The organism is Asaia sp. As-1742 (assembly GCF_011753235.1).
Classification (GTDB): Bacteria; Pseudomonadota; Alphaproteobacteria; order Acetobacterales; family Acetobacteraceae; genus Asaia; species Asaia bogorensis_B.
In genome coordinates this window covers 16,465-39,731 of record NZ_VWWA01000003.1, presented here as the reverse complement: position 1 = coordinate 39,731, position 23,267 = coordinate 16,465, and the positions used below count along the sequence as shown (strand labels likewise).

Sequence of the window (23,267 nt, the reverse complement as noted above, 5' to 3'; positions counted from 1 at the left end):
CGTTTTATGCTGATACGCTGGGGAACCATCTTTCTCCGGAACGTTTCGTCATGCGCCCATATCCTGCCCTGCCTGCCTTGCTCCTGCTTGCAGGCTCGCTTCCCTGCGCCGCGCATGGCGAAACCATCAATCAGGTCAATACAGGCCGCACGGCGACGACCGCCCTATCGGTTTCACGCGAGAAACCGCGGGTTGATCCGACAGCGGCCGAGGAACAGGTGACGGTAAGCGGCACCAGCCGACCCGAAATCCAGAACTTTCCCCATGCCGGGCCGGTGGGCCAGCCGCGACGCGTGACCCCGCTTCAAAACCGCCCCCCGCACGGGACGCAGGGCGACTGGGGCGTTTTCACGCGGGGAAACGGTGAATCTGCCGGGTTCGGCCCGATAGGTCGCTACGGTGTCGCCCCCTGGGCGGAAGACTGGTCTTTCCTGCGCGACAGGAAGCGCCATGATGACCTGTTCGACGCCATCAAATATATCCCGCTCAATGCCAGTGGCCGCTGGTGGCTCAGCTTTTCCGGCGAAACCCGCCTGCGCAACTGGTCGGAGGAGACACCGTTTCTCGGGACACGTGGCCCGGCAGGCTCGGGGCGATTTGCCGTGCGCAACCTCTACGGTGCCGATCTGCACCTGGGCGATCATGTGCGCTTCTTCGGCCAACTCGTGAATGGCGATGCGGCTGGCTGGGGCGGGTTTGGCTACAACACCACCTATCGCAAGCGCCTCGACCTGCAACAAGGGTTTGTGGAACTACGCTCCAGGCTTGCTGGCGCAAAGGCCGGGGTGATTGTGGGGCGCCAGCAGTTTCTCGATGCACCGTCGTATATTCTCTATAACCGTGAGACACCCAATGTTCCCCTCTCCTGGAACGGTGTGCGTGGCTATGCCATCTGGCCGCGCCTGCGCGCGGATGTTTACGATTTCGTCGGCACGAATGTGACGTTCAACAAGATGTTCCATGACCGCGTCGACTGGAGCACGCGTCTGCACGGTATCGACGTCACCTGGGCGCCGCCCTCCTTCTCTCTTGGGGCAGAGCGCGTATCATCCTTTCTCGACCTGTTCCTGATTGCCTTTCGCCTGGGCGGCAGCTCGGCGGCCCTTGCCTATAACCGGTCGACTCTCAACGGAACGACGGCGCGTCAGGATTACGGATTTCGCTGGTATGGCGGCGCGCCATCCTTCGAATTCTCGGTGGGTGGGCTCTATCAGGGGGGCAGTTTCGAGCTGAACCGTACCGGACAGAACCGCGCCGTCTCGGCTTACGCCTTCAACGCCATTGCTGGCTACCGCCATACACCCTCGCCGCTGCATCCCTTCATCGGTGTGCAGGCCGATTTATATTCCGGTGGCTCCTCAAAGAGTAATAACGGTACGATTGGCACCTACATCGCCCCGTTCAACCCTCAGACAAACTATCTTGATACCACGACCTATATCGCGCCAAGCAATCTCGTGAGCCTGTCGCCGGTGCTGCGCATCACGCCACGCAACTGGCTCAGCCTTCAGTTCAAGAGCCCCTTCTTCTGGCGTGAATCAACGGATGATGCTGTCTACGGTCCCTCGGGCGCTTACACGTTCAATAACCTGCATGGCGGGTTTATCGGTATCGTGCCGCAAGCCTCGCTGACGCTACAGCTCAATCGCCACCTCACATGGACCCAATATGGCGCGCGCTTCATCGGCTCGGACGGGTTGCGCGCAGCCGGTGGCAAGAGCGGAAGTTACTACCAGTCCAACTTCGTCTTTCGTTTCTGATCGCTTCGTCGTAGGACCAGCTCCTTACGACATCGACACAGAGAGACAGCATGAGCAAGGCGACGCGGGAATTAACCATAAGAGGACTCATTCTCGGCGCCCTGATTACGGTCATCTTCATCGCGTCCAATGTCTATCTTGGCCTCAAGATCGGCCTGACCTTTGCCTCGTCCATTCCTGCGACCGTCATATCCATGGCCGTCCTGCGGGCCTTGGGCGGCAGCACGATTCTGGAAAACAATCTGGTCCAGACACAGGCTTCGGCCGCGGGAACGTTGAGCTGCGTGTTTGCCACCATCCCCGGTCTGGTCATGATCGGATTCTGGGGCGGTTTTCCGTTCTGGCAGAGCTTCTTCATCACCCTGCTCGGTGGCGCGACGGGCGTCCTGTTCACAATCCCGCTGCGCCGCGCACTGGTTACCCATAGCGCCCTGCCCTACCCCGAGGGGGTTGCCTGCGCGGAAATCCTGCGCGTCGCGTCTCCGGAAGGGAACCAGCAGGCGCTCAGATCCCTGATTCGCGGCAGCGTGCTTGCTGCTGTTGTGACATTCATGAGCACCGGCTTGCGCCTGATGCAGGATGGCTGGAGCCTGACGCTCAGTCTCGGTCAGTCCATCTTCCGTCTGCAGGGGGCGTACTCCTTTGCGCTGATTGGTACGGGCTATCTGGTCGGGCTGACGGGCGGGCTCGCCATGCTGGGCGGCGTTGTGCTGGGCTGGGGAATTGCCGTGCCCTGGCTCACGGCCATTCTGCCCCACCCGGCTGGCGTTTCGGCTACCGACTTCGCGACAGGGATATGGGTGCACAAGGTGCGGTTCATGGGCGCCGGCACAATCGCCATCGCTGCACTCTGGACCGTTGGTTCCCTACTTGGTCCGGTCATGCGTGGCCTGAGGGAGGCCTTTTCGGGCACGCATCGCCAGACGCTGGACGAGACGGACCGCGACCTGCCCCCCGCCATCATGAACATCCTGCTCGCAGCGCTCGTTCTCGGATTGGGCGCTCTGTTCACGCTCTTCCTGTGGCCCGTCACACCGCATGATTTCCTGCTGGTCGTCATGCTGGCTCTCGGCCTCGCCTCCTGTCTGTTCATCGGTTTTCTTGTAGCCAGCGCCTGCGGTTACATGGCCGGGATTATCGGGTCTTCCTCATCTCCCATCTCCGGCATCTCGATCATCAGTGTCGTGGCGCTCTGCATGGCTCTGATGGGGCTCGAAGCCCTCCATCTGGTGCCGGACGCACTCTCGGCCCATGACCAGCACATCGCCATTGCCTATATCCTGTTCGTACTCACGGCGCTCACAGGCTCGGCCGCGATTTCAAACGACAATCTGCAGGATCTGAAAACCGGCCAGCTTGTCGGGGCCTCCCCCTGGAAGCAGGAGGTCGTGCTACTGGTCGGCTGCGTCGTGGGCGCCCTGATCATCCCGCCCGTATTGAACGTGCTATATCAGGCCTATGGTTTTGTCGGCACCCTGCCCCGTGCGGACATGGATCCCACACGTGCCCTTGCCGCGCCACAGCCGGCCCTTATGGTCGATCTGGCACGCGGAATTCTGCTGCATAATCTCGACTGGACCATGATCCTGGTTGGCGCTGCGATTGGTGCCGCCCTGATCGTGATCGACCGCCTGTTCAGGCTGCGTAACCTTGCCCTGCCGCCACTGGCTGTCGGCATGGGCATCTACCTTCCAGCCGATGTATCGGTCACCATAGCCATCGGCGCCGTTATCGGTCGGCTATTTGACAAGGCCCGTCACAGGGACGCGCATGACGATGAAAGTGCCGGCACGATGATTGCCTCCGGCTTCATCGTTGGTGAGAGTCTGATTGGTGTCGTCGTTGCCGTTCTGAGCGGTATGAGCGGCCACGGTGATCTCCTCGCCTTGCCGGTCGGCGCAGGGACAGCACAGATCATCGGCCTTGTCGTATTTGCGGCAAGCCTGGTCTGGTTTGCGCGTCAGCTGGCGCAGTCCCGCAAGCCCGGATGAAAGCAGCGCATGCAACAAGCTGCGCCCTAAGCCAGGCGGGGTGAGAGGACCTCGGCAGCTTGTTCCGGAGCCTGTGACCCCGTCGAACCAAAACTTAGGGGATCCTCTCCGGCCATATAGATCGGCCGGGCTTTTCGCCCGGCCTGCATCACGCCATCATCATCACATCGTATCGAAAGCGTACCGGCTCAATCTTTCCACCATTGAACGGGCTCGGGTTCACCAGCAGGATCGATTGGCGGCCTGACCTTTGGAGGGCGTCCCGGCCCGCGGGTTTTTCTGACAACGATTTCTCCGGAAGCGGCAACGCGCTCCGCGGCTGCTTTAGGCGCTGCAACCTGCTCACGCAGGCGTTCCACGATGACTTGTGAGTCGAGAAGCGCTTGCTCAACGTCGGCGCAACGCGACTTGAGTTCCTTCACATGCAGCTTTTCATGGACAAGATGCGTCTCGAGTGTCCGAAGCTGGACCTGAGCGTCGCCAAGTTCACGCTGGGCATCTTCAGCGCGCCTCTGCTCCAGTCTGAGGAGGTTGCGCAAACGGTTCATTTCTTCAGCGTGGTCATCGCCTGGAGCAGCGGATACACGTTGCGTCGCGCGCGAGCCCTGATGATGTTCAACAACGACCTGCCCTTCCTGAACGAAACGACGGCGGCGTGGCTCACTGGAAGGTTTCGGATGCATAGTGTGATTCGGGCGCTTCCTGTTATTGGCCCCCAGACGCTCCAGCGCGAGACGCAGGGAATCCTCGCTGATCTCGCTCTCCGAACGTTCATCTTTACTTGGCAAATCCGGGTTCATGTCCACTTTATTTTATCCGGTACAAAAATATTAACTAAGCAACTACCATAAATCTACAGTATGTATGCAAGACACAATTGATCTTGCACAGATATGTCAGGCACATTGATTTGCATATGTTTCTAAACGATTAATTTTGGCATGTCACCTTTATGAATTTGAAATCAAACTATTATCCATGACCTCGTAACAATCGCTGAAGCAACAAATACCATCCGTTATTTTTGGGAAAATCTTTTCTTACTATATCCCATCATATGGATATATTATTGCCACCCGGAATTACTCCAGTAACGCGAACCGTACACGTGCCGCGCTTCGGGCGCAGGTTTCAGACCGCTATAGGAATATAGTAACGTATATCACAGACATTTGTCCTATCATATCACAATCTTATCGTCGTTCGCGTGCGCCGCTTATAACGGCAGCGCCTTCTGCGCTTGCAGGGAAGATAGGCATCTGTGCCTCTTTCCCCCAGCGCAGGAACTGGGGAGATAGGAAGGATATCTCTCTGTTATGCGCCGCGTGGCCGCCAGAGAATGTCATCCTTGCCATCCCCGTTGAAGTGTCGGGCCAGCACGAAGAAATAGTCCGAAAGCCTGTTCAGAAAGGCCATGCCGCCTGTAAGCCGCGGCTGGTCCAGCATAACGAGCCTGCGTTCCGCCCGACGCGCGGTTGTACGCGCCATATGAGCCCAGCTTGCCTCTGAACATCCTCCGGGCAGGACGAAACTCTTCAACGGCTCCTGACGGTCGCGCAGTTGCTCAATCTGATCCTCAAGCCACAGAAGATCTTCTTCAATAGCGTCGGCGTGAATGTTGCGTTCGGGTATGCACAATATAGCCCCGATATCGAACAGAATGTTCTGAATGCGTGCGAGTTCTGTCCCATAAGCCCCGGACAAGCGCACGAGACCTATGACCGCGTTGAGTTCATCCAAAGCGCCCATCGCCTCGATCAACGGATCGTCCTTGCGTACCCGCTCACCGTCGCCGAGCGAGGTCATCCCGCCATCACCGCCGCGCGTGACGATCCGATCGAGGCGTACGCTCATCGATGGGCACCAGACCGGTGCTTGCGCGTTGCGAGTTGCGGCAACCAGCTGAACGCCGAAGAAATATAGCGCTGATCGAGCTTCTGCAGATCGGTCGCTGCAGCTTTCACATCGCTGTCCTTGGTGGTGGTAAACACCGTGCCAATGGAGGCCTGGTTGGCCTGGGCATCGTCACGTATCGCCTTCATATAGGCTCTATCGAAGGCAGGGCCGTGGAGCTTCGACAGCCGGTCTGTCTTCTCCTGATCAGTCGCCAGCACGGTGGTCGTAAGGGCGAGATCATGCTTGCCAGCCAGCGTCGAGAGAGTCTTGCGATGCGCCTCGTAATCCTTGAGCGCGTCCTGGCCTAGCGCCTTCACATCACTCGACCGGGCATGGTCGACTGTCAGCTTCGCCAGCGCGATCTGTGTCAGGTCGTGTTCATTCGCCTGCTGCAGAAAAGCGGCATCGGCCGTCGTGAAGGGGGGAGCCTTGTCAGGGAGAGGAGGCAGTTTCGGATAGGCGGGCGTACAAGCACAAAGCGGCAGAAGCGCAAGACCAATACGCAGCTCAGGTCTCAATCCGAATTTCATGAGTATTCCTTCTCTCTCGTTATCCCGGCAGTGCAACGCGCGTGATAAGGGTTTGTTTTGTAGATTGAACCGCGCAGCAATGAAGAGTGTGCTTCCCATGATGAGATGGCAACGTTTGATCCTTACCCTTGCGGGGCTGTCCGGCTTTGCGGGCGTCATGCTGGCTGCGCTCGATGCCCATCTGCCGGATACGCATTTCATTACCGGCGGCAGGGCCATGCTGGCACGAGGCGTTGAGATGCTCATGTGGCACGCCATCGCGCTTATGGGCATCGCCTTGAGCGGCTGGAACGATCTGCGCTGGGCGGCCTACCTCATGGCGCTCGGCATGGTCCTGTTCGTTGCCCCGGTGGTGATGCTGGCCCTGAACGGCCCAGCCCTCGGTTTCATTGCGCCCTGGGGCGGCACGCTCACGATGCTCTCCTGGCTGCTGCTCGCCGTGCTGGCCTGGCGCTCTCAGCGCCGGAACCGCGACCACGCGTAGACCAGACCGGTCTGCACCGCGAGAGCCACGATGAAGCAGGCCATCATGATCCCGATCAATATGAGCTGTTCACGCCCGAGGCTCGTATCGATGCCAAGCAATGCATAGAACTTCTGCCAGATTTGCGTTCCTGCAACGAACTGAACGCCGTGAGAGAGAAAGGGCACGAAACGAATCAGACAGGCAAGGACGAGCGTCAGACCGACAAGCCCGATGGTACGGAGCAGGGTTGTGGTGATCGAGACCTCTGTGACCGGGTCGCCCACTGGCTGACGCTGTTTCATGATGCGTTCCTCGCTCTCTTGTATTCCCACGGGACAGGGAACATTTCATACTCTGTCAGACTTTCAACCCCCCGCCATCGGACAGGCGCTTTTATCTCCGGGCCTCTGGTCCAGCTGTCCTGCCCGAATGCCCCTGCCATCCGAAAGGCCCGCCTCGTGTTCCATCGCAAATTCGGTGTTTTGACGTCCCTTGCCCTCGGCCTCTCGACGCTCTCTGTGGCGACCCCTTCCCTCACCAGCAACGTGGCTTATGCAGAAGACGGGCCACCCGCGCCGCCGGTATTGGACAAGGATGTGCAGATCACCCCGGCGAAGGACGTCTATCCCGATATCGCACTGGCCAAGACACAGGTTGAGGAAGCCTTTGCCACCGCGGCCCGCACCAAACGCAAGGTACTGATCGATTTTGGCGGCAACTGGTGCCCTGACTGCCGCATGCTTGCAGGCATATTCGAGCAGCCCGAAGTGGCACAGTGGCTCGAATCGCAATTCGTTGTTGTGCCGGTCAATGTCGGTCGCATCGACAAGAATCTCGATATCGCCAAGCAATACGGTGTGACCATCCACGAAGTGCCCACAGTGCTGATCGTCACACCGGGGCGCACGCTGCTCAATGCCGATGGGGCGAACACACTGGGCAATGCCCGTGCCATGTCCACACAGGCCGTACTTGACCTGTTGGACAAATGGAATCGCCGCGGCTGACGCGCCTGATCGCACCGACCTGCCCCCAACCACTGGCGCTGAAGGGCAAAATCGGCGCGATGCCTGATCCGGCCGAGCCGGATCAGCGCGCCGAGGTCACATCATGAGCATCTGCTCGGCCTCATGCACAATCTCAGCCAGAGCATCGTCCTCGAACGGCACAGTCAGCCCGGCCTGACGCACAATGGTGCAGAAAGCCTCGCTTCCGCCGACCTCGCAGAGGCCGCGATACAGATCGAGCGCGCGTGGTGCATCGACCTGGGCAATCAGCCAGATCTGCAATGCCACGCACAGCGCGAGCGTATAATCGATATAATAGAACGGCGAATTATAGATGTGGCGCTGGGCCTGCCAGCGGCCGCCCTTGGCCGGATAGGCCAGATCGCCCCAGTCGCGCCAGGGCATGTATTGCTGTTCCAGACGCCGCCATGTTGCGTGGCGTTCCTGCGGCGTCATATCCGGGTGGGCGTAAATCTCGTGCTGGAAATGATCCACACAGGCGCCATAGGGCAGGAAGCACAGGCTCTCGATCAGGTGCAGCCGGCGATAACGCTCGCCTGCCCCATCTTCCACCAACAAGTCGATTTCTGGCCAGGTCAGGAACTCCAGCCCCATCGAATGGATCTCGGCTGCCTCCATGGTGGGCCAGAGCATGTCGATCACGGGTTGTGAGCGGCTTTTCCAATTCTGATAGGCGTGACCCATCTCATGGGTAAAGACGCCGATATCGCCGTGTGTTCCGTTGAAATTGGCAAAGATGAATGGCGTACCCTGCGTGGAAAACGACGTACAGAAGCCACCCCCGGCCTTCCCGCCACGGTTTTTGAGATCGACATAATTGCGCTCGACCATTTCAGCGAAGAAGGCGGCCATTTCACCGCTCTCATCGAGGCGTGAGAACATCTCGCGGGCACGGGTGATCATCAGATCATAATCGCCGGCCGGGGCCGGATTTCCCCTTGGATCAACGAGAGCCTCATCCCAGGCCTTGAGACTGTCCCACCCCATTTCAAGCTGACGACGCTGCAGCAAAGCCTGAACCAGCGGCGTTACATGGGTGGCAATACGCTCGCGGAAACGGGCCACATCTGCCGCTGTATAATCCGTACGCCGCATGCGGCGGTAACCAAGCTCAACATAGGAGTTGAAGCCGAGCGTCTGGGCCATCGCGACACGCACGCGCACCAGATCGTCAAAGATCCGGTCCAGCGTCTCGCCATTTGCTTCGTAAAAGCCCCAGCGCGCCGCTTCAGCCTCATGACGCGTGGCCCGATCCGACTCCTGCTGGAACGGCTCGATGCCGGAGAGGTTGTGCGTTTCACCACGAAACGGAATCTCGGCCGCTGCGAGAAGCGCCGTGTACTCCGCACAAAGGCGGGCCTCTTCCGCCAGCATACTCTCGATACGCTCATCGAAGGTGGTGATATCGGCCTCCCACAAGGAAAGCACATGGGCGGAGAGGTGCTTAGCAGTCTCTTCTCGTGTCGCGAGAAGGCGTTTCTTGATATCGGTCTCAAGCCCGGTCGCGTAGGGCGTCAGCGTATCGGCATAGTCGCGTGCTGCCACATAATCGGCGTTGCGCGTATCCTGAGCGAACCGCAATTCAACCAGCGCGGACCAGGACTCATAGGCGCGGCGCTGCGTATCGAACAGGGCGATGGCCGAAGCGATATCGCCAGACTCGAGTGACTCGCCAATAACCGCGTAAGCCTGATCGAGGCTCTCACGGCTCGGGGTGGGAAAATCAAGCGTATTGAATTCTGGAAAGGGTGTGATCATGCCTCATGGTCGCATCCCCCGGAGCGCACGTCCAGACGGCGCCCCTTCGGCCAGAGCAGGTTTGATCCGCCCCCGGTTTGACAGCCCCTACGGCGATACTGCCCCTATAAAGATGGTCAGCCCAGCGTATCTAGAAAATGCGAAAGGCGCAGACAGGCTTCGCGCAGCATATCATCTGAGGCGGCGACGGAGAGACGGATGTGACCGGGCTGACCGAAGGCACTCCCCGGAACCACACCCACATGCGCCTCTTCCAGAAGCGCCTCGGCAAACGCGATATCATCGGTCAGAACGCGCCCCTTGGCTGTGGTCTCGCCCAGCGCCGCACCAATGCCCGGAAACGCATAGAAAGCGCCCTCCGGCATAGCGCAGGAGACATGCTTCATGGCGCGCAGGGCCGTGACAACAATGTCGCGCCGCTGCTGATACACATCGCGCATGGCATCGCGTCGCGCTGCCGGTGTGGACAGTGCGGCCACTGCCCCCGCCTGCGCCAGCGTGCAGATGCCTGACGTCGCGTTGCTCTGGATGCTCGTCATGGCCTTGATCAAGGGCTGAGGCCCACCACAAAAACCGACGCGCCATCCGGTCATGGCATAGGCCTTGGCCATGCCATTGATCGTCAGGATGCGGTCTTTCAGATCTGGCGCGACAGAAGCGAGTGACACATGACGGCGTCCGTCGAAAGTCAGATGCTCATAAATCTCATCGGCCATGACCAGAACATGCGGTGCGTCACGCAGCACGGCGGCGATCGCCTCCAGATCATCGCGTTCAAGAATGGCCCCGCTGGGATTGTTCGGGAAATTGAGAACCAGCCAGCGTGTGCGCGGTGTGATCGCAGTGCGCAAAGCTTCGGCACGCAGTCGAAACCGATCGCTTTCGAGGCAGGGTACCGGCACCGCAAGGCCACCCATCATCTGCGCGATGATCGGATAACTCACCCAATAAGGCACGGGGACAATCACCTCGTCGCCCGGGTCGATGGTTGCGGCAAACGCATTATAGATGAGTTGCTTGCCGCCATTGCCGATCAGGATTTCTTCCGGCGCGTAGCTCAGCCCGTTTTCGTCGAGGAATTTCTTCGCAACGGCTGCCTTGAGCGCGGGCTGGCCGCCAACGGGCGGATATTTCGTATCACCGCGCAGCCCCGCCTGATAGGCCGCCTCCACCGCCTCAGGCGGTGAAGGAAAATCGGGCTCGCCCAATGCGAGAGAAATCACATCCACACCCGCCGCACGCAGGGCGCGCGCCTTGGCGGACATGGCTATGGTGGCAGGCTGCGGCAGACCGTGCAGGCGCTGCGCAAGACGAAAACTCACTGCTTCAGCTCAGAGAGGCGCAGAAGCGCTGGATACGGGTGCAAGCCTCGCGCAGGCTCTCGGTATCGGTCGCATAAGAGATACGGAAATATCCAGGCGTCAGGAAGGCGCTGCCATGAACAGCCGCTACACCCGTCTCCTCAAGCAGTTCAGTGACAAAGACCTCGTCATTCTCAATGACCTTGCCGGACGTTGTCTTCTTGCCGATCAGCCCCGCGATGGAGGGGAACACATAGAATGCGCCCTCTGGTCTTGTGCAGGTCAGACCCGGTGCCTGAGCCAGCATGGACAGAACCAGATCACGTCGGCCCTGATAGACAGATACCATCTCACCAATGAAATCCTGCGGCCCTGTCACAGCCTCAAGCGCTGCGGCCTGAGCGATAGAGCAAGGATTGCTCGTGCTCTGTCCCTGAAGCTTGATGAGCGCCTTGGTCAGTTCGACGGGCGCAGCCGAGAAACCGATGCGCCAGCCCGTCATGGCATAGGCCTTGGACACACCATTCATGGTCACCACGCGCTCGCGCAGCTTCGGCTCGACCTGCACCAGTGTCTTGCTCACGTGGCCGTCATAGACCAGCTTGGCATAAATATCGTCGGTCAGCACCCAAATGCGCGGGTGATCGAGCAGCACGTCGCACAGCGCACGCAGATCGGCTTCAGAGTAAACCGCGCCGGTCGGGTTGCAGGGCGAGTTGAGCACCAGCCACTTGGTCCTGGGCGTGATCGCTGCACGAAGAACTTCGGCGTCGAGCCGGAAGCCGTTCTCGGACTTCGTCTGCACAATGACAGGCGTGCCATCGGCCAGCGCCACGATATCGGGATAGGAGACCCAGGCCGGTGCCGGGATGATCACCTCGTCCCCGGCATCGAGCGTGGCCGTGAACACGTCATAGATGACCTGCTTGCCGCCCGTAGAGACGACAATCTCCTCGGCCTTGTAATCAAGGCCGAAATCACGGTTCAGCCAGGCGGCAACCGCCTTGCGCAGCGGGGCCGTACCGGCGACGTCCGTGTAACGCGTCTCGCCACGGGCGATGGCGTCGCAGGCGGCCTGCTTGACGTTTTGCGGCGTGTCGAAATCCGGCTCGCCGGCAGAGAGGCTGATAATGTCCCGCCCTGCTTCTTTCAGGGCCCGCGCTTTCTGCGTGATGGCGATCGTCTGGCTTGGGGAGATCCGGTTGAGCCGGGCAGCGATCAGGGACATATCTTCCTCCGGCTGGCTCTCAGGCCAGCTTCTGCATTTCCTGAAGAACAGCGGCGCCCATTTCCTCGGTGCCGACGCGGTTCATACCATCGGACATGATATCGGCCGTGCGCAAGCCACTGGCGAGCACATTTGATACCGCCTTCTCGATCAGACAGGCCTCATCTTCACGCTGAAGCGAATAACGCAGCAGCATGGCGAAAGAGAGGATCTGCGCCAGCGGGTTTGCAATACCCTGCCCTGCAATATCCGGTGCCGAACCATGAATGGGCTCGTACAGCGCATGGCGCTTGCCGCTCTCCTGCACCGGGCCCAGCGTGGCCGAGGGCAGCATGCCCAGCGAGCCGGTCAGCATGGAGGCCAGATCGGAGAGAAGGTCACCAAACAGATTGCCGGTCACGATCACGTCGAACTGCTTCGGGTTGCGGACCAGCTGCATGGCGCAGTTATCGGCCAGCATATGGCTGAGCGTGACATCGCTGTACTCACGCGCATGCAGCGCGGTCACAACCTGCTTCCACAGCAGGCCGCTTTCCATCACGTTGCACTTCTCGACCGAGCAGACGCGATTATCGCGCAGGCGGGCCAGTTCGAACGCAACACGGGCCACGCGCTCGATTTCCGACGTCGTATAGACCTCGGTATTGATTCCACGCTGTGAGCCATCGGCCAGCGTTTCAATGCCACGTGGTTCGCCAAAATAGATGCCACCCACCGTCTCGCGCACGATCATGATGTCGAGACCGGCCACGAGCTCCGGCTTAAGCGAAGAGGCATTGACCAGAGGCGGAAAGACCTGAGCCGGGCGCAGATTGGCGAAAAGCTCGAGTTCCTGACGCAGGCCCAGAATAGCTGCCTCGGGACGCTTGTCGAACGAGACCTCGCTCCATTTCGGATCGCCTACCGAGCCGAACAGCACGGCATCGGCTTCCTTGGCCAGCGCCACAACTTCGGGGCGTAATGGCACGCCGTGAACAGCCAGCGAAGCCCCCCCGACGAGCTCTTCCGTCATGTCCAGCTTGAGGCCCTTGGCCTCATCCAGCCAGCGCGCAATCTTGACGACTTCGCGCATGACCTCGGGGCCAATCCCGTCACCGGGAAGAACGAGTAGCTTATGGGCCTGGCTCACGAAACCGTCTCCATCACAATGGTGGGGCGCCAGGATTCGTCTCTCTGACGCTTCTGTTCGAAGGACGCGATGGCGCTGTCATGCTGCAGGGTCTGCCCGATATCATCGAGCCCCTCGATCAGCATGTGCTTGCGAAACGCATCAACCTCAAACGCAATGGTGCTGCCATCGGGGCGCTGTACGACCTGTTTCTCCAGATCGACAGTGATGCGGGCATTGGCCCCCATCTGCGCATCTTCCATGAGGCTCTCACAGATTTCGCGCGGCAGACGGATCGGCAGGATGCCGTTCTTGAAGCAGTTATTGAAGAAGATATCGGCAAAGCTCGGCGCGATCACGCAGCGGATACCGAAATCCAGCAGCGCCCAGGGTGCATGTTCACGCGAGGACCCGCAGCCGAAATTGTCCAGCGTGACCAGAATCTCGGCCTGGCGGTAAGGCTCACGATTCAGCACGAATTCCGGCTTTTCCGATCCATCCTCGTTATAGCGCTGCGCGGCAAAGGCGTTCTTGCCAAGGCCGCTGCGCTGGATGGTCTTGAGAAAGCGTGCCGGGATAATCTGGTCCGTGTCGATGTTCTCGACCGGCATCGGAGCCGCAATGGCGGTGAGTGTGGTGAACTTGTCCATCATGCCATCTCCCGCACATCGACAAAGCAGCCTGTGACCGCCGCAGCCGCCGCCATCGCAGGCGAGCAGAGATGCGTCCGGCCACCCGGCCCCTGACGCCCTTCGAAATTACGGTTCGAGGTCGAGGCACAACGCTGGCCAGATGTCAGCTTGTCCGGGTTCATGCCCAGACACATCGAGCACCCCGCCTCGCGCCATTCAAATCCGGCTTCGCGGAAAATCTGGTCCAGCCCCTCGGCCTCGGCAGCGGCCTTCACATGGCCCGAACCCGGCACGACCATGGCGCGCACGCCCGGTGCCACATGGCGGCCCTTGGCAATGGCGGCTGCTGAGCGCAGATCCTCGATGCGGCTATTGGTGCAGGAGCCGATAAACGCTACGTCGATCTTGGTCCCGGCGATCTTCTGACCGGCTTCGAGACCCATATAATCGAGCATACGCTGTACCTGACGCGCACGGGCCGGATCGTTGCAGCTTGCCGGATCGGGCACGACACCATCAATGGCAATAACGTCCTCAGGGCTGGTGCCCCAGGTCAGATTGGGCTGGATGGAGGCGGCATCGAGCGTCACCTCAGTGTCGAACACAGCGCCCTCATCGGTGGCCAGCGTACGCCAATAGGCGCAGGCCTTCTCGAAATCCTCGCCTTTGGGGGCAAAGCGGCGACCTTCAACATAGGCAAAAGTCGTCTCGTCCGGCGCAATCAACCCGGCGCGGGCACCTGCTTCGATCGACATGTTGCACAGCGTCATGCGCCCGGCCATGTCGAGCGCACGGATGGCGTCGCCTGCGAACTCCATCACATGGCCGGTCCCGCCAGCGGTCCCGATCTTGCCGATGATCGCCAGCATGATGTCCTTCGCCGTCACGCCGGGGCCAACCTGGCCTGCCACCGTGATACGCATGTTCTTGGCCGGCTTCTGCAGCAGGGTCTGCGTGGCCATGACATGCTCGACCTCGGAAGTGCCGATACCGAAGGCCAGAGCCCCCATCGCACCATGAGTCGAGGTATGGCTGTCACCGCAGACGATGGTCATGCCAGGCAGGGAGATGCCCTGTTCGGGTCCCACCACATGCACGATCCCCTGGTCTTTCGAGCGCAGCTTGAAATAGGGAACGCCAAATTCGGCAACGTTCTTTTCGAGCGTTTCGATCTGGAGCCGGGATTCCGGCTCCTCGATCGGCAGCGAGCGGTCGGAGGTCGGCACATTGTGATCGACCACGGCAACCGTCGCATCCGGACGACGCAGGCGTCGCCCGGACATCCGCAAGCCTTCAAAGGCCTGCGGGCTTGTCACCTCATGGAGAAGGTGCCGGTCTATGTATAGGATGCAGGTGCCGTCCGGGAGGCGTTCGACCACATGGTCATCCCAGATTTTATCGAACAATGTTCGCGCCACCGTACTCTCCTTTGTCATGAACCGGTTTCGACTATCCTGATTTAGGAAGCCGTCTTGGCAACGTCACGGGGACGCTCGGCAATACGAGCCGACTTGCCGCTACGCTCACGCAGATAATACAGCTTTGCACGACGCACCTTGCCGCGACGGACAACAGCGATCTCGGCGATGGAGGGGGAGTAGAGCGGGAAGATACGCTCAACGCCTTCACCGTTGGAAATCTTGCGAACCGTGAAGTTGCTGTTCAGGCCCTTGTTGGAACGGGCAATCACAACGCCTTCATAGGCCTGTACGCGCTCACGCGTGCCTTCAACAACGCGCACGCCAACCCGCACGGTGTCACCGGCCTGGAATTCGGGAACCGGACGGGCGGCGGTCAGACGCTCGATTTCGCGCGCCTCATACTGCTGGACAATGTTCATGGTACTTCTCCGAGAAAACGAAAATTTATCTGTTGGTCTTGGCTTCAGCATAGGCCGCCCAGAGATCGGGGCGTCTGGCCTGTGTCACTAGGCAGGCCTGCTCGTGACGCCAGGCCGCAATCGCAGCATGATGTCCTGAAAGCAGGATGTCCGGCACATCCATGCCATCCCATGAGGCTGGCTTGGTGTAATGAGGGTATTCAAGCAGACCGTCACCGAAGCTTTCTTCGGCATCGCTCAGCTCGGACCCCATCACACCGGGCAGAAGGCGCACGCAGGAATCGAGCAGTGCATAGGCAGGGATTTCCCCGCCCGACAGCACGAAATCGCCAAGCGAAATCTGCTCGACATTGCGTCGCTCCAGAACACGCTCGTCAACGCCCTCGAAGCGCCCGCACAGCACCACAACCCCGTCACCCGACGCGAACTCGCGCGACTGCGCCTGTGTCAGGCGTGCGCCACGCGGCGTCGGGTAGATGACCGATCGGCCATCGGCCTCGATCGAGTCCAGCGCTTCGGCAACCACATCGGCCCGAAGCACCATGCCCGCACCACCGCCGAAGGGCGTGTCATCCACGGCGCGATGACGCCCACGCCCGAAGTCACGCAGATCATGCACACCCAGAGACCAGACGCCTTCCTCAAGCGCCCGCCCCGCCAGGGAGAACCCCAGCGGCCCCGGAAACATGTCCGGGAAAAGGGTGAGAATGTCAGCGCGCCAGGTCATGAACGCACCGCCACATCGGCCTTGCCCGACAGATCACCCTCGACTTCCACCTCATGCGGCGGCTCGACAATGATCCGGCCCTGATCGAACAGGATTTCGGGCACACAGGCATGGGTGAAAGGCACGATCAGGTCCTGACCCTTGCCATCCTGCCCTGCGGCCGTGATTTCGAGGCTGACACCCGCGCCGTAATCATGAATGACCGCAACCGTGCCCAGCACCGTGCCCTCGCGGGTTTCGGCACGCAGCCCGATCAGATCGGCATGATAGAACTCGTCCTCATCCGTATCGGGCAGGCAGTCCCGGCCGACATAGAGCTTGAGGTTCACGAGACGCGACGCTTCATCGCGGTCAGTAACGGGGCGACCCGACGCGTCGAACAGACGCGCGATGCCATGACCCTGCCATTCCGCCCGCCATACGCGCCCCTTCTCGTCGTGCAATGCTCCGATATCCTCGACCGAAGCCGGGTCATCGGTTGCCGCGAAAAGATGCACGAGCCCCTTTACGCCATGGGGCCTGCCCACGGTCGCGACCAGAATATCTTTCGATACATCCGAAGGGGCGCTGACGGTTGTCATGGATTACTGAAGCCTATCCCTGGTCTATGGCTCAGGCTGCGGCCTTGGCGGCTGCACGCTCCTGGGCGCGCTTCTTCGGCGCAGACTGCTTGGGCTGCTCGTTGTAAACGGGCTTCTCGATCAGGCCGGCATTGCCAAGGAAGCGGGCAACGCGATCGGTCGCCTGTGCGCCGTTCGACAGCCAGTGCTTGATGCGCTCGTCGTTCAGACGGATGCGGTCAGCATGGTCAGAAGGCAGCATCGGGTTGTAGGCGCCAACCTTCTCGATGAAGCGGCCATCGCGGGGGCTACGGCTGTCAGCAATCACGATGTGGTAGTACGGACGCTTCTTGGCACCAGCGCGCGAAAGGCGGATCTTAACGCTCATATTTTTACTCCAGAGTATCGAAAACTATGTGAAAATCATGCCGGTTGGGGTTAGCGACGCGGGCCGCCAAAGCCACCGCCGGGCCGCCCGCCGGGAGCACCGCCCGACATGAGACCGGAAAGCATCTGCTTCATGCCACCGAGGCCCATCTTGCTGATGCGCTTCATGATGGTGGACATGTCGTCAAACTGCTTGAGCAACTTGTTGACCTCCTGAACCGTCGTGCCGGAACCGGCAGCAATACGCTTCTTGCGGGAGGCCTTGATGATCGAGGGCGTCTTGCGCTCATCCTTGGTCATCGAGGAAATAATGGCCTGATGGCGCCGGAAGATCGAGGTATCGAGATCCTGATCGCCAAGCTTGTCCTTAAGCTTACCCATACCGGGCAGCATGCCGATGATACCGGAGATGGAGCCCATCTTGCCGATCTGACGCAGCTGCGAGGCATAATCGTCGAGGTCGAACTTGCCCGCCATCATCTTCTTGGCGACGCGTTCGCTTTCTTCATGGTCGAGCGTCTCGCTGGCCTTCTCGACCAGCCCGGCGATATCGCCAAGGCCGAGAATACGTCCGGCCACACGCTCGGGATAGAAATCGTCCAGCGCCTCGAGCTTCTCGCCCAGACCCACCAGCTTGATGGGCGCGCCGGTAATCGCACGCATCGACAGCGCCGCACCACCGCGTGCATCGCCGTCCATACGGGTCATGACGACACCGGTGATGCCGACCGCCTCGTTGAAGCGCTGCGCGGTGTTCACCGCGTCCTGACCCGTCATGGCATCGACCACGAGCAGAGTCTCGACCGGGCTGGTCGCATCGCGTACGTCGCGCACTTCCTGCATCAGGGCTTCGTCGATCGACAGACGACCTGCCGTATCGAGAATGACGACGTCATAGCCTTCGCGACGACCCGTCTCGAGAGCGCGCTTCGCAATCTCGACAGGCTGCTGGCCAGCGATGATGGGAAGCGAGCCCACGCCAACGCGCTCGGCCAGCTGCTGAAGCTGAAGCTGCGCGGCAGGACGCTGCACGTCGAGCGAGGCCAGCAGGATGCGCTTGCGCTCACGGGTCAGAAGGCGCAGGGCAATCTTGCCCGATGTCGTGGTCTTGCCCGAGCCCTGCAGACCGACCATCAGGACGGGCACCGGAGCCGCAGCCGCAAGGTTCAGCGGCACATTGCCCGCACCGCCAAGCGCCTCGATCAGGGCATCATTGACGATCTTGGCAACAGCCTGACCGGGAGAAATGCTTTCCAGCACCTCCGTCCCGACGGCCTTTTCTTTCACCTTGTTGACGAAGTCACGCACAACGGGGAGCGCCACGTCGGCATCCAGCATAGCCAGACGCACTTCACGCATCGCTTCGGCAACATCCGCCTCGGACAGCCTGCCGCGCTTGGACAGACCCTCAAATACACCGGAAAGCTTGCCAGAAAGCGTGTCGAACACGTTTAACCCTTATAAGCAACAGAAAGACGCCACTGCGCGAGTCTTCGCGAGGTGGCGTTTCAAATCTGGACAGGGAGCTAAAGGGGTGGGGCGGCAAAGTCAAGGCAAAACCTGCCCTGCGCCCACCTGCCCTTGTTTCAGCATCACGATGACAGAAAAAGTGGCAGGCGGGACAGCGATCTGCCCCACCTGCCCCTCTTCTTCCCGGTCACACATCAATCAGGTCACCCGACCCACACAGGGTGAGCAGCAGTGATCGTCATGGACCCGACCTTCAGGGGCGGTTACCCGCCCCCTCGGCAGCACCTCGCGGCGTTGCGGGATCAGGGTGCGTCGTCGTCATCCTTGTCGGCGGCGCCCTTTACATGGGGAGGCCGCAGCAGATCACGGATCTGGCCTTCAAGCGCGTCGAGCTTGTCCTGCGTCACGCGGGCCTTGTCGAGCTGCTCGGGTGTCAGAACATCATGGATAGCCACGGCATCGGCGGCCATCGCCTCTTCATCCTTGGCGTTCAGGGCCTCCTTCTGCTTGATGAGCCCATCGAGTTTCGCCTTGTCGATAGGCCCCTTTGCAAGAAGCAGGGCGCCAATCTGGGTGTCCAGATCACGACGCTGGTGCATCGCCTCGCGACGATCCTGACGATGGGCATGCATGAGAGCATGGATCTTGTCGCGCTGCTCCTTCGTCAGATCCACACCGCGCAACATGCCCATCAGCGGCGGGGGCATCATCATGCCCATATGGCCCGGCGGCGGGGGAACGGGACCGACAGGACCGGGAACCGGAGGATGTGCATAGGCAAGAGCCGCAAGAGAAGGCGCGGCAGCGAGTGCCAACATGCAAAAAGTTTTCTTCGAGATCATGCTCGTCATCTTCCTATATTTGTGAAGACACCAAGAACGATGTCCTTGACCTCCGTATTAGCAAGAAGAATGCGGAGAACTAGGGCGAAAGCACTACAGATTGTATGAATTGTTACAGAACCTCTACCGCCCGCACCGCAAGGCACGACATGCCAATGCCTGCCCGCCCCACAAGGGACGGACACGCATAACACATTTATGTTACAGGCTTGTCATCTTCTTGTTAATTTACCGAAAGGGTGACAGCGTGTGCCGACGCGTTTCCTCAAGGAATGGGACGCAGGAACCCGAACGCCAAGAGTTACGTGATCCATGCTCAGGCATCATACCGACCCCGCTGCCAACGGCCCTGATATCACCCCGCCCCGTTCGCCGTGCCCTGAGCGCCTAGCGACAGGGAATGGCTGTTACATTTAAGCCGCCCCCTCGCGGAACATGGCTCCGCCTGTCCCGCATGGCAGGCCCCTCTGCCGCCTGCCAGAGCCCACCCTAGTGCCTTACCTCACCAGAGTTTTTCCAAGGACAGCCCACATGAAGAAATCCCTGCTTCTGGCCAGCGCCGCCCTCGGGCTGGGACTTGGCGCCCAGGCCAAGGCCGATACGACCCTGACGATCGCGACCGTCAACAACGTGCAGATGATCGAGATGCGCAAGCTGTCGGGCGTGTTCGAGAAAGCGCATCCCGATATCCACCTCAACTGGGTCACGCTTGAGGAAAACGTGCTGCGTCAGCGCGTGACGACCGATATTGCCACCCATGCCGGTCAGTTCGATATCCTCACCATCGGCAATTACGAGGTTCCGCTCTGGGCGAAGCAGGGCTGGCTCTACAAATTCGATAATCTGTCTGCTGCCTATGACCTGCCGGACATCATCGCGCCTGTGCGTGAGAGCGTGAGCTATGAGGGCAAGGTCTATGCCCTGCCCTTCTATGCCGAGAGCGTCATGACGCTTTATCGCAAGGACCTCTTCGCCAAGGCCGGGATCACGATGCCCGAAACGCCAAGCTGGGACCAGATCCGCGACTTCGCGGCCAAGACGACCGACAAATCGACCGATACCTATGGCATCTGCCTGCGCGGCAAACCCGGCTGGGGCGAGAACATGACGGTGGTCACCACCATGGTCACGAGCTTTGGCGGTCAGTGGTTCGATATGAGCTGGAAGCCAACGCTCAATACCCCGGCCTGGCATAACGCCATCACCTATTACAGCTCTATTCTCAAGCAGTTCGGGCCGCCGGGTGCCAGTGCAAACGGGTTCAATGAGAACCTGTCCCTTTTCGCCACTGGGCATTGCGCCATCTGGGTCGATGCCACCAGTGCAGCGGGCACGGTATTCGACCCCAAGCAGAGCTCTGTGGCTGACAAGGTCGGTTTTGCCTCCCTGCCCACCGGCAGCTTCAAGGGTGGCCCGACCTGGCTCTGGTCGTGGAACCTTGCCATTCCGGCATCGTCCACCCATGCCGAGGCCGCCAGCACCTTCATCCAGTGGGCGACCTCCAAGGAATATATCCAGCTTGTGGCCAAGACGGATGGCTGGGTGAATATTCCCCCCGGCACGCGCAGCTCGTCCTATCAGTCTGCTGAATACCAGAAGGTCGCACCCTTCTCGTCTTTCGTGCTGAAGGCCATCGAGACCTCGAACCCCTCAGGCCAGACGGCCCAGCCGCGCCCCTATGTCGGGGCTCAGTTTGTCGATATCACCCCGTTCCAGGGCATCGGCACGCAGGTTGGCCAGACAATCGCCTCTGTTCTTGCAGGCTCAACCACCGTTGACGCTGGCCTCTCAGCCGCCAATGCCGCCACCAATCGCGTCATCCGTCAGGCGGGATATCAGAAGTAAGTCGTTCTCGCCTTTTGCCTCGCGGCAATTGATCTGAAATCTGCGATCCATCCATCCTGCGGGGTGGGTGGATCGGTGCAATTTAGTGTGACTAAGCCAACCCGGCTGCCAGCCAGATGTTTCCTGAGACTAATCTCATGGAAAACAATGCGATGTCTCAGAACGGTTCGAATCCTGTCTGGTGGAAAGACGCGGTCATCTACCAGGTCTATCCACGCTCATTTGCAGACTCCAATGGTGATGGCATTGGCGATCTACCGGGCATCATCAGCCATATGCCCTATCTCGAGCACCTCGGGATTGATGCCTTGTGGATCTCGCCCTGCTTCCAGTCCCCGCAGGGGGATGCGGGTTACGACATTTCCGATTATCGAAAGATCGACCCGATTTTCGGCACGGTCGATGACTACGAAGCGCTGATCAAGCAGGCGCATGATCATGGTCTGCGCGTCATTGCCGACATGGTGCCCAACCATACCTCCGATCAGCATGTCTGGTTCAAGGAAGCCATGGCTTCCGAACCCGGTAGTGTCGCCCGTGCGCGTTATCTGTTTCGCGACGGCAAGGGAGAGAATGGCGATGAGCCACCCAATAATTGGCAGAGCGTCTTTGGCGGGATCGCCTGGACACGTGAACCTGAACGCAAGGATGGCAAGCCCCGTCAATGGTATCTGCATCTGTTCGATAGCTGTCAGCCCGACCTGAACTGGGACAATCCCGAGGTCCGGACAGAATTCGAGTCCGTGCTGCGCTTCTGGCTGGATCGTGGTGTCGACGGCTTCCGCATCGACGTGGCTCATGGCCTGATCAAGGAAAAAGGCCTTCCGCCCTATACCGAGCGCGCCACGATGGTGGGCGAGGATGACGACAAGACCCCGAGCGACGCCCCCATGTGGGACCGCGACGGCGTGCATGAAATCTATCGCAGCTGGCACAGGCTTCTGGCCAGCTACCCCGGTGACCGGATGCTGGTTGCCGAGGCCTGGGTCAAGCCGCTCTCACGCCTTGCACGCTACGTCCGGCCTGACGAGATGCAGCAGACGTTCAACTTCGACTATCTGCTCTGTCGCTGGAACGCTGCCAAGTATCGGGAAATCATCACCGACTCCCTTGAGGCCATGCACAAGGTTGGCGCCATAACAGCATGGGTCATGTCCAACCATGACACCGTACGCCATGCCTCACGGCTAGGCCTGAAGGACGCCGGCGCACGCCCGCAGGGAATCGACGCGGCACACGAGCAACCTGACGAGGCGCTGGGCCTGCGCAGGGCACGGGCCGTGATCTTCATGACGCTTGCCCTGCCTGGTTCAGCCACGTTGTATCAGGGAGAAGAGCTTGGCCTCCCGGATCACACCACGCTGGACCGGAAGTACCGGCAGGATCCCGCCTTTTTCCGCACCGAAGGCAAGGAGATCGGTCGCGATGGCTGCCGTATCCCCCTGCCGTGGAGCGACAAGGGGCCATCGCTTGGCTTCAATGAGACAGGCAAACTCTGGCTGCCCCAGCCCGAACACTACAAGACCTACGCGGTCTCGGTAGAGGAAAAGGACCCTGACTCGACACTCGCGCTCTATCGCGCACTGCTTGCCGAACGCAAAGCCGCCGGGCTCGGTCATGGTGCGCTCAGATGGGCGGAGGAACGCCGTAACGTGGTCGAGTTCACGAATGGCCCGATCCGCGTCGTGCTAAACTGTGGCAGCGATCCTGTCTCTCTTCCAAAGGGCGACATCATTCTGGCCAGCCACCCTATCGACAAGCCGGGATTCCTGCCGGGTAATGCGGCAGTCTGGATGCGCGTGACACAGGAAAGCTGAGACGCACCGGAAGCGGTTCGGTCGCGGCGTCAATACGCGGGAGAGGATGAAGAGCTCGACGACAGCCTTCGCGCTCCTCAA

22 protein-coding genes are annotated in these 23,267 nt (G+C 60.2%); 6 read left to right on the top strand and 16 right to left on the bottom strand.

Annotation, left to right across the window (positions count from 1 at the left end; all coding sequences use genetic code 11):
* The first annotated feature begins 50 nt into the window (after nt 1–50).
* The gene (locus F3J08_RS05180; RefSeq protein ID WP_166928716.1) at nt 51–1,760 is read left to right on the top strand and encodes an alginate export family protein; all 1,710 of its coding nucleotides are present in this window, start codon (nt 51–53) and stop codon (nt 1,758–1,760) included.
* A 50-nt stretch (nt 1,761–1,810) separates the two neighbouring features.
* Nucleotides 1,811–3,751, top strand: coding sequence for an OPT family oligopeptide transporter (locus F3J08_RS05175; RefSeq protein WP_166928715.1), 1,941 nt, complete (start codon nt 1,811–1,813; stop codon nt 3,749–3,751).
* 188 nt (nt 3,752–3,939) lie between these two features.
* Here F3J08_RS05175 and F3J08_RS05170 read toward each other — a convergent pair whose 3' ends face one another.
* From F3J08_RS05170 to F3J08_RS05160, 3 genes are all read right to left on the bottom strand, one after another.
* Nucleotides 3,940–4,539: a hypothetical protein gene (locus F3J08_RS05170; RefSeq protein WP_166928714.1), complete on the bottom strand. Its 600-nt coding sequence runs from the start codon at nt 4,537–4,539 to the stop codon at nt 3,940–3,942.
* A 526-nt stretch (nt 4,540–5,065) separates the two neighbouring features.
* A complete protein-coding gene (locus F3J08_RS05165; RefSeq protein WP_166928713.1) occupies nt 5,066–5,605 on the bottom strand; it encodes a cob(I)yrinic acid a,c-diamide adenosyltransferase in 540 nt (179 codons plus the stop codon).
* Nucleotides 5,602–6,177: a DUF4142 domain-containing protein gene (locus F3J08_RS05160; protein WP_162922234.1), complete on the bottom strand. Its 576-nt coding sequence runs from the start codon at nt 6,175–6,177 to the stop codon at nt 5,602–5,604. Before F3J08_RS05160 ends, F3J08_RS05165 begins: the two co-directional genes overlap by 4 nt.
* 97 nt (nt 6,178–6,274) lie before the next feature.
* Between F3J08_RS05160 and F3J08_RS05155 the strand changes: the two genes are divergently transcribed.
* Complete coding sequence (locus F3J08_RS05155; protein ID WP_166928712.1) at nt 6,275–6,661, top strand: DUF423 domain-containing protein; 387 nt, start codon at nt 6,275–6,277, stop codon at nt 6,659–6,661.
* Here the strand turns inward: F3J08_RS05155 and F3J08_RS05150 are convergent.
* Nucleotides 6,634–6,945, bottom strand: coding sequence for a hypothetical protein (locus tag F3J08_RS05150; RefSeq protein ID WP_166928711.1), 312 nt, complete (start codon nt 6,943–6,945; stop codon nt 6,634–6,636). The genes F3J08_RS05155 and F3J08_RS05150 overlap by 28 nt on opposite strands.
* A 156-nt stretch (nt 6,946–7,101) precedes the next feature.
* Here F3J08_RS05150 and F3J08_RS05145 point away from each other — a divergent pair, with 156 nt between their 5' ends.
* Complete coding sequence (locus F3J08_RS05145; protein ID WP_370458672.1) at nt 7,102–7,650, top strand: thioredoxin family protein; 549 nt, start codon at nt 7,102–7,104, stop codon at nt 7,648–7,650.
* Nucleotides 7,651–7,746: 96 nt separating this feature from the next.
* On the opposite strand, the gene F3J08_RS05140 is transcribed toward F3J08_RS05145, so the two are convergent.
* From F3J08_RS05140 to F3J08_RS05085, 12 genes are all read right to left on the bottom strand, one after another.
* Nucleotides 7,747–9,429, bottom strand: a complete 1,683-nt coding sequence (locus tag F3J08_RS05140) for a M3 family oligoendopeptidase (RefSeq protein ID WP_166928710.1) — start codon at nt 9,427–9,429, stop codon at nt 7,747–7,749.
* A gap of 116 nt (nt 9,430–9,545) precedes the next feature.
* A complete protein-coding gene (locus F3J08_RS05135) occupies nt 9,546–10,694 on the bottom strand; it encodes a pyridoxal phosphate-dependent aminotransferase (RefSeq protein WP_205206789.1) in 1,149 nt (382 codons plus the stop codon).
* A 61-nt stretch (nt 10,695–10,755) separates the two neighbouring features.
* Nucleotides 10,756–11,958: a pyridoxal phosphate-dependent aminotransferase gene (locus tag F3J08_RS05130; protein WP_166928708.1), complete on the bottom strand. Its 1,203-nt coding sequence runs from the start codon at nt 11,956–11,958 to the stop codon at nt 10,756–10,758.
* A gap of 19 nt (nt 11,959–11,977) precedes the next feature.
* The gene (leuB, locus tag F3J08_RS05125; RefSeq protein WP_240149189.1) at nt 11,978–13,030 is read right to left on the bottom strand and encodes a 3-isopropylmalate dehydrogenase; all 1,053 of its coding nucleotides are present in this window, start codon (nt 13,028–13,030) and stop codon (nt 11,978–11,980) included.
* 53 nt (nt 13,031–13,083) lie between these two features.
* On the bottom strand, nt 13,084–13,716 hold the full coding sequence (leuD, locus tag F3J08_RS05120; protein ID WP_023978622.1) for a 3-isopropylmalate dehydratase small subunit: 633 nt from the start codon (nt 13,714–13,716) through the stop codon (nt 13,084–13,086).
* Nucleotides 13,716–15,134: a 3-isopropylmalate dehydratase large subunit gene (gene leuC / locus F3J08_RS05115; RefSeq protein WP_166928707.1), complete on the bottom strand. Its 1,419-nt coding sequence runs from the start codon at nt 15,132–15,134 to the stop codon at nt 13,716–13,718. The genes leuD and leuC overlap by 1 nt, the downstream gene beginning before the upstream one ends.
* A gap of 23 nt (nt 15,135–15,157) precedes the next feature.
* Nucleotides 15,158–15,538, bottom strand: coding sequence for a 50S ribosomal protein L19 (gene rplS, locus F3J08_RS05110; RefSeq protein WP_023978624.1), 381 nt, complete (start codon nt 15,536–15,538; stop codon nt 15,158–15,160).
* Between the two features lie 25 nt (nt 15,539–15,563).
* Complete coding sequence (trmD, locus tag F3J08_RS05105; protein ID WP_166928706.1) at nt 15,564–16,265, bottom strand: tRNA (guanosine(37)-N1)-methyltransferase TrmD; 702 nt, start codon at nt 16,263–16,265, stop codon at nt 15,564–15,566.
* Nucleotides 16,262–16,846 (bottom strand): ribosome maturation factor RimM, encoded by a 585-nt coding sequence (gene rimM / locus F3J08_RS05100; RefSeq protein ID WP_062164271.1) that lies wholly within the window; start codon nt 16,844–16,846, stop codon nt 16,262–16,264. The genes trmD and rimM overlap by 4 nt, the downstream gene beginning before the upstream one ends.
* 31 nt (nt 16,847–16,877) lie before the next feature.
* Nucleotides 16,878–17,213, bottom strand: a complete 336-nt coding sequence (rpsP, locus tag F3J08_RS05095; RefSeq protein WP_023978627.1) for a 30S ribosomal protein S16 — start codon at nt 17,211–17,213, stop codon at nt 16,878–16,880.
* 50 nt (nt 17,214–17,263) lie between these two features.
* Entirely contained in the window at nt 17,264–18,661 is a 1,398-nt protein-coding gene (gene ffh / locus F3J08_RS05090) for a signal recognition particle protein (RefSeq protein WP_166928705.1), read from the bottom strand.
* Nucleotides 18,662–18,984: 323 nt separating this feature from the next.
* On the bottom strand, nt 18,985–19,500 hold the full coding sequence (locus tag F3J08_RS05085; RefSeq protein WP_166928704.1) for a Spy/CpxP family protein refolding chaperone: 516 nt from the start codon (nt 19,498–19,500) through the stop codon (nt 18,985–18,987).
* Between the two features lie 555 nt (nt 19,501–20,055).
* On the opposite strand from F3J08_RS05085, the gene F3J08_RS05080 reads away from it, so the two are divergent.
* Together F3J08_RS05080 and F3J08_RS05075 are read left to right on the top strand one after the other, a co-directional pair.
* Nucleotides 20,056–21,369, top strand: coding sequence for a sugar ABC transporter substrate-binding protein (locus F3J08_RS05080; RefSeq protein ID WP_166928703.1), 1,314 nt, complete (start codon nt 20,056–20,058; stop codon nt 21,367–21,369).
* A 152-nt stretch (nt 21,370–21,521) separates the two neighbouring features.
* Nucleotides 21,522–23,186: a glycoside hydrolase family 13 protein gene (locus F3J08_RS05075; protein WP_240149155.1), complete on the top strand. Its 1,665-nt coding sequence runs from the start codon at nt 21,522–21,524 to the stop codon at nt 23,184–23,186.
* The last annotated feature ends 81 nt before the right edge of the window (nt 23,187–23,267 follow it).

Bases quoted from the DNA above. Each gene is read 5' to 3' on its own strand.
- rpsP (WP_023978627.1), bottom strand. From the start codon at position 17,213: ATGAGCGTTAAGATCCGCCTTTCGCGCGCTGGTGCCAAGAAGCGTCCG.
- leuD (WP_023978622.1), bottom strand. From the start codon at position 13,716: ATGGACAAGTTCACCACACTCACCGCCATTGCGGCTCCGATGCCGGTC.
- leuB (WP_240149189.1), bottom strand. From the start codon at position 13,030: ATGCGCGAAGTCGTCAAGATTGCGCGCTGGCTGGATGAGGCCAAGGGC.
- F3J08_RS05135 (WP_205206789.1), bottom strand. From the start codon at position 10,694: ATGTCCGCCAAGGCGCGCGCCCTGCGTGCGGCGGGTGTGGATGTGATT.
- F3J08_RS05130 (WP_166928708.1), bottom strand. From the start codon at position 11,958: ATGTCCCTGATCGCTGCCCGGCTCAACCGGATCTCCCCAAGCCAGACG.
- F3J08_RS05150 (WP_166928711.1), bottom strand. From the start codon at position 6,945: ATGAAACAGCGTCAGCCAGTGGGCGACCCGGTCACAGAGGTCTCGATC.
- rplS (WP_023978624.1), bottom strand. From the start codon at position 15,538: ATGAACATTGTCCAGCAGTATGAGGCGCGCGAAATCGAGCGTCTGACC.
- F3J08_RS05140 (WP_166928710.1), bottom strand. From the start codon at position 9,429: ATGATCACACCCTTTCCAGAATTCAATACGCTTGATTTTCCCACCCCG.
- F3J08_RS05180 (WP_166928716.1), top strand. From the start codon at position 51: ATGCGCCCATATCCTGCCCTGCCTGCCTTGCTCCTGCTTGCAGGCTCG.
- F3J08_RS05175 (WP_166928715.1), top strand. From the start codon at position 1,811: ATGAGCAAGGCGACGCGGGAATTAACCATAAGAGGACTCATTCTCGGC.
- F3J08_RS05160 (WP_162922234.1), bottom strand. From the start codon at position 6,177: ATGAAATTCGGATTGAGACCTGAGCTGCGTATTGGTCTTGCGCTTCTG.
- F3J08_RS05165 (WP_166928713.1), bottom strand. From the start codon at position 5,605: ATGAGCGTACGCCTCGATCGGATCGTCACGCGCGGCGGTGATGGCGGG.
- F3J08_RS05080 (WP_166928703.1), top strand. From the start codon at position 20,056: ATGAAGAAATCCCTGCTTCTGGCCAGCGCCGCCCTCGGGCTGGGACTT.
- leuC (WP_166928707.1), bottom strand. From the start codon at position 15,134: ATGACAAAGGAGAGTACGGTGGCGCGAACATTGTTCGATAAAATCTGG.
- trmD (WP_166928706.1), bottom strand. From the start codon at position 16,265: ATGACCTGGCGCGCTGACATTCTCACCCTTTTCCCGGACATGTTTCCG.
- F3J08_RS05075 (WP_240149155.1), top strand. From the start codon at position 21,522: ATGTCTCAGAACGGTTCGAATCCTGTCTGGTGGAAAGACGCGGTCATC.
- F3J08_RS05155 (WP_166928712.1), top strand. From the start codon at position 6,275: ATGATGAGATGGCAACGTTTGATCCTTACCCTTGCGGGGCTGTCCGGC.
- F3J08_RS05085 (WP_166928704.1), bottom strand. From the start codon at position 19,500: ATGTTGGCACTCGCTGCCGCGCCTTCTCTTGCGGCTCTTGCCTATGCA.
- rimM (WP_062164271.1), bottom strand. From the start codon at position 16,846: ATGACAACCGTCAGCGCCCCTTCGGATGTATCGAAAGATATTCTGGTC.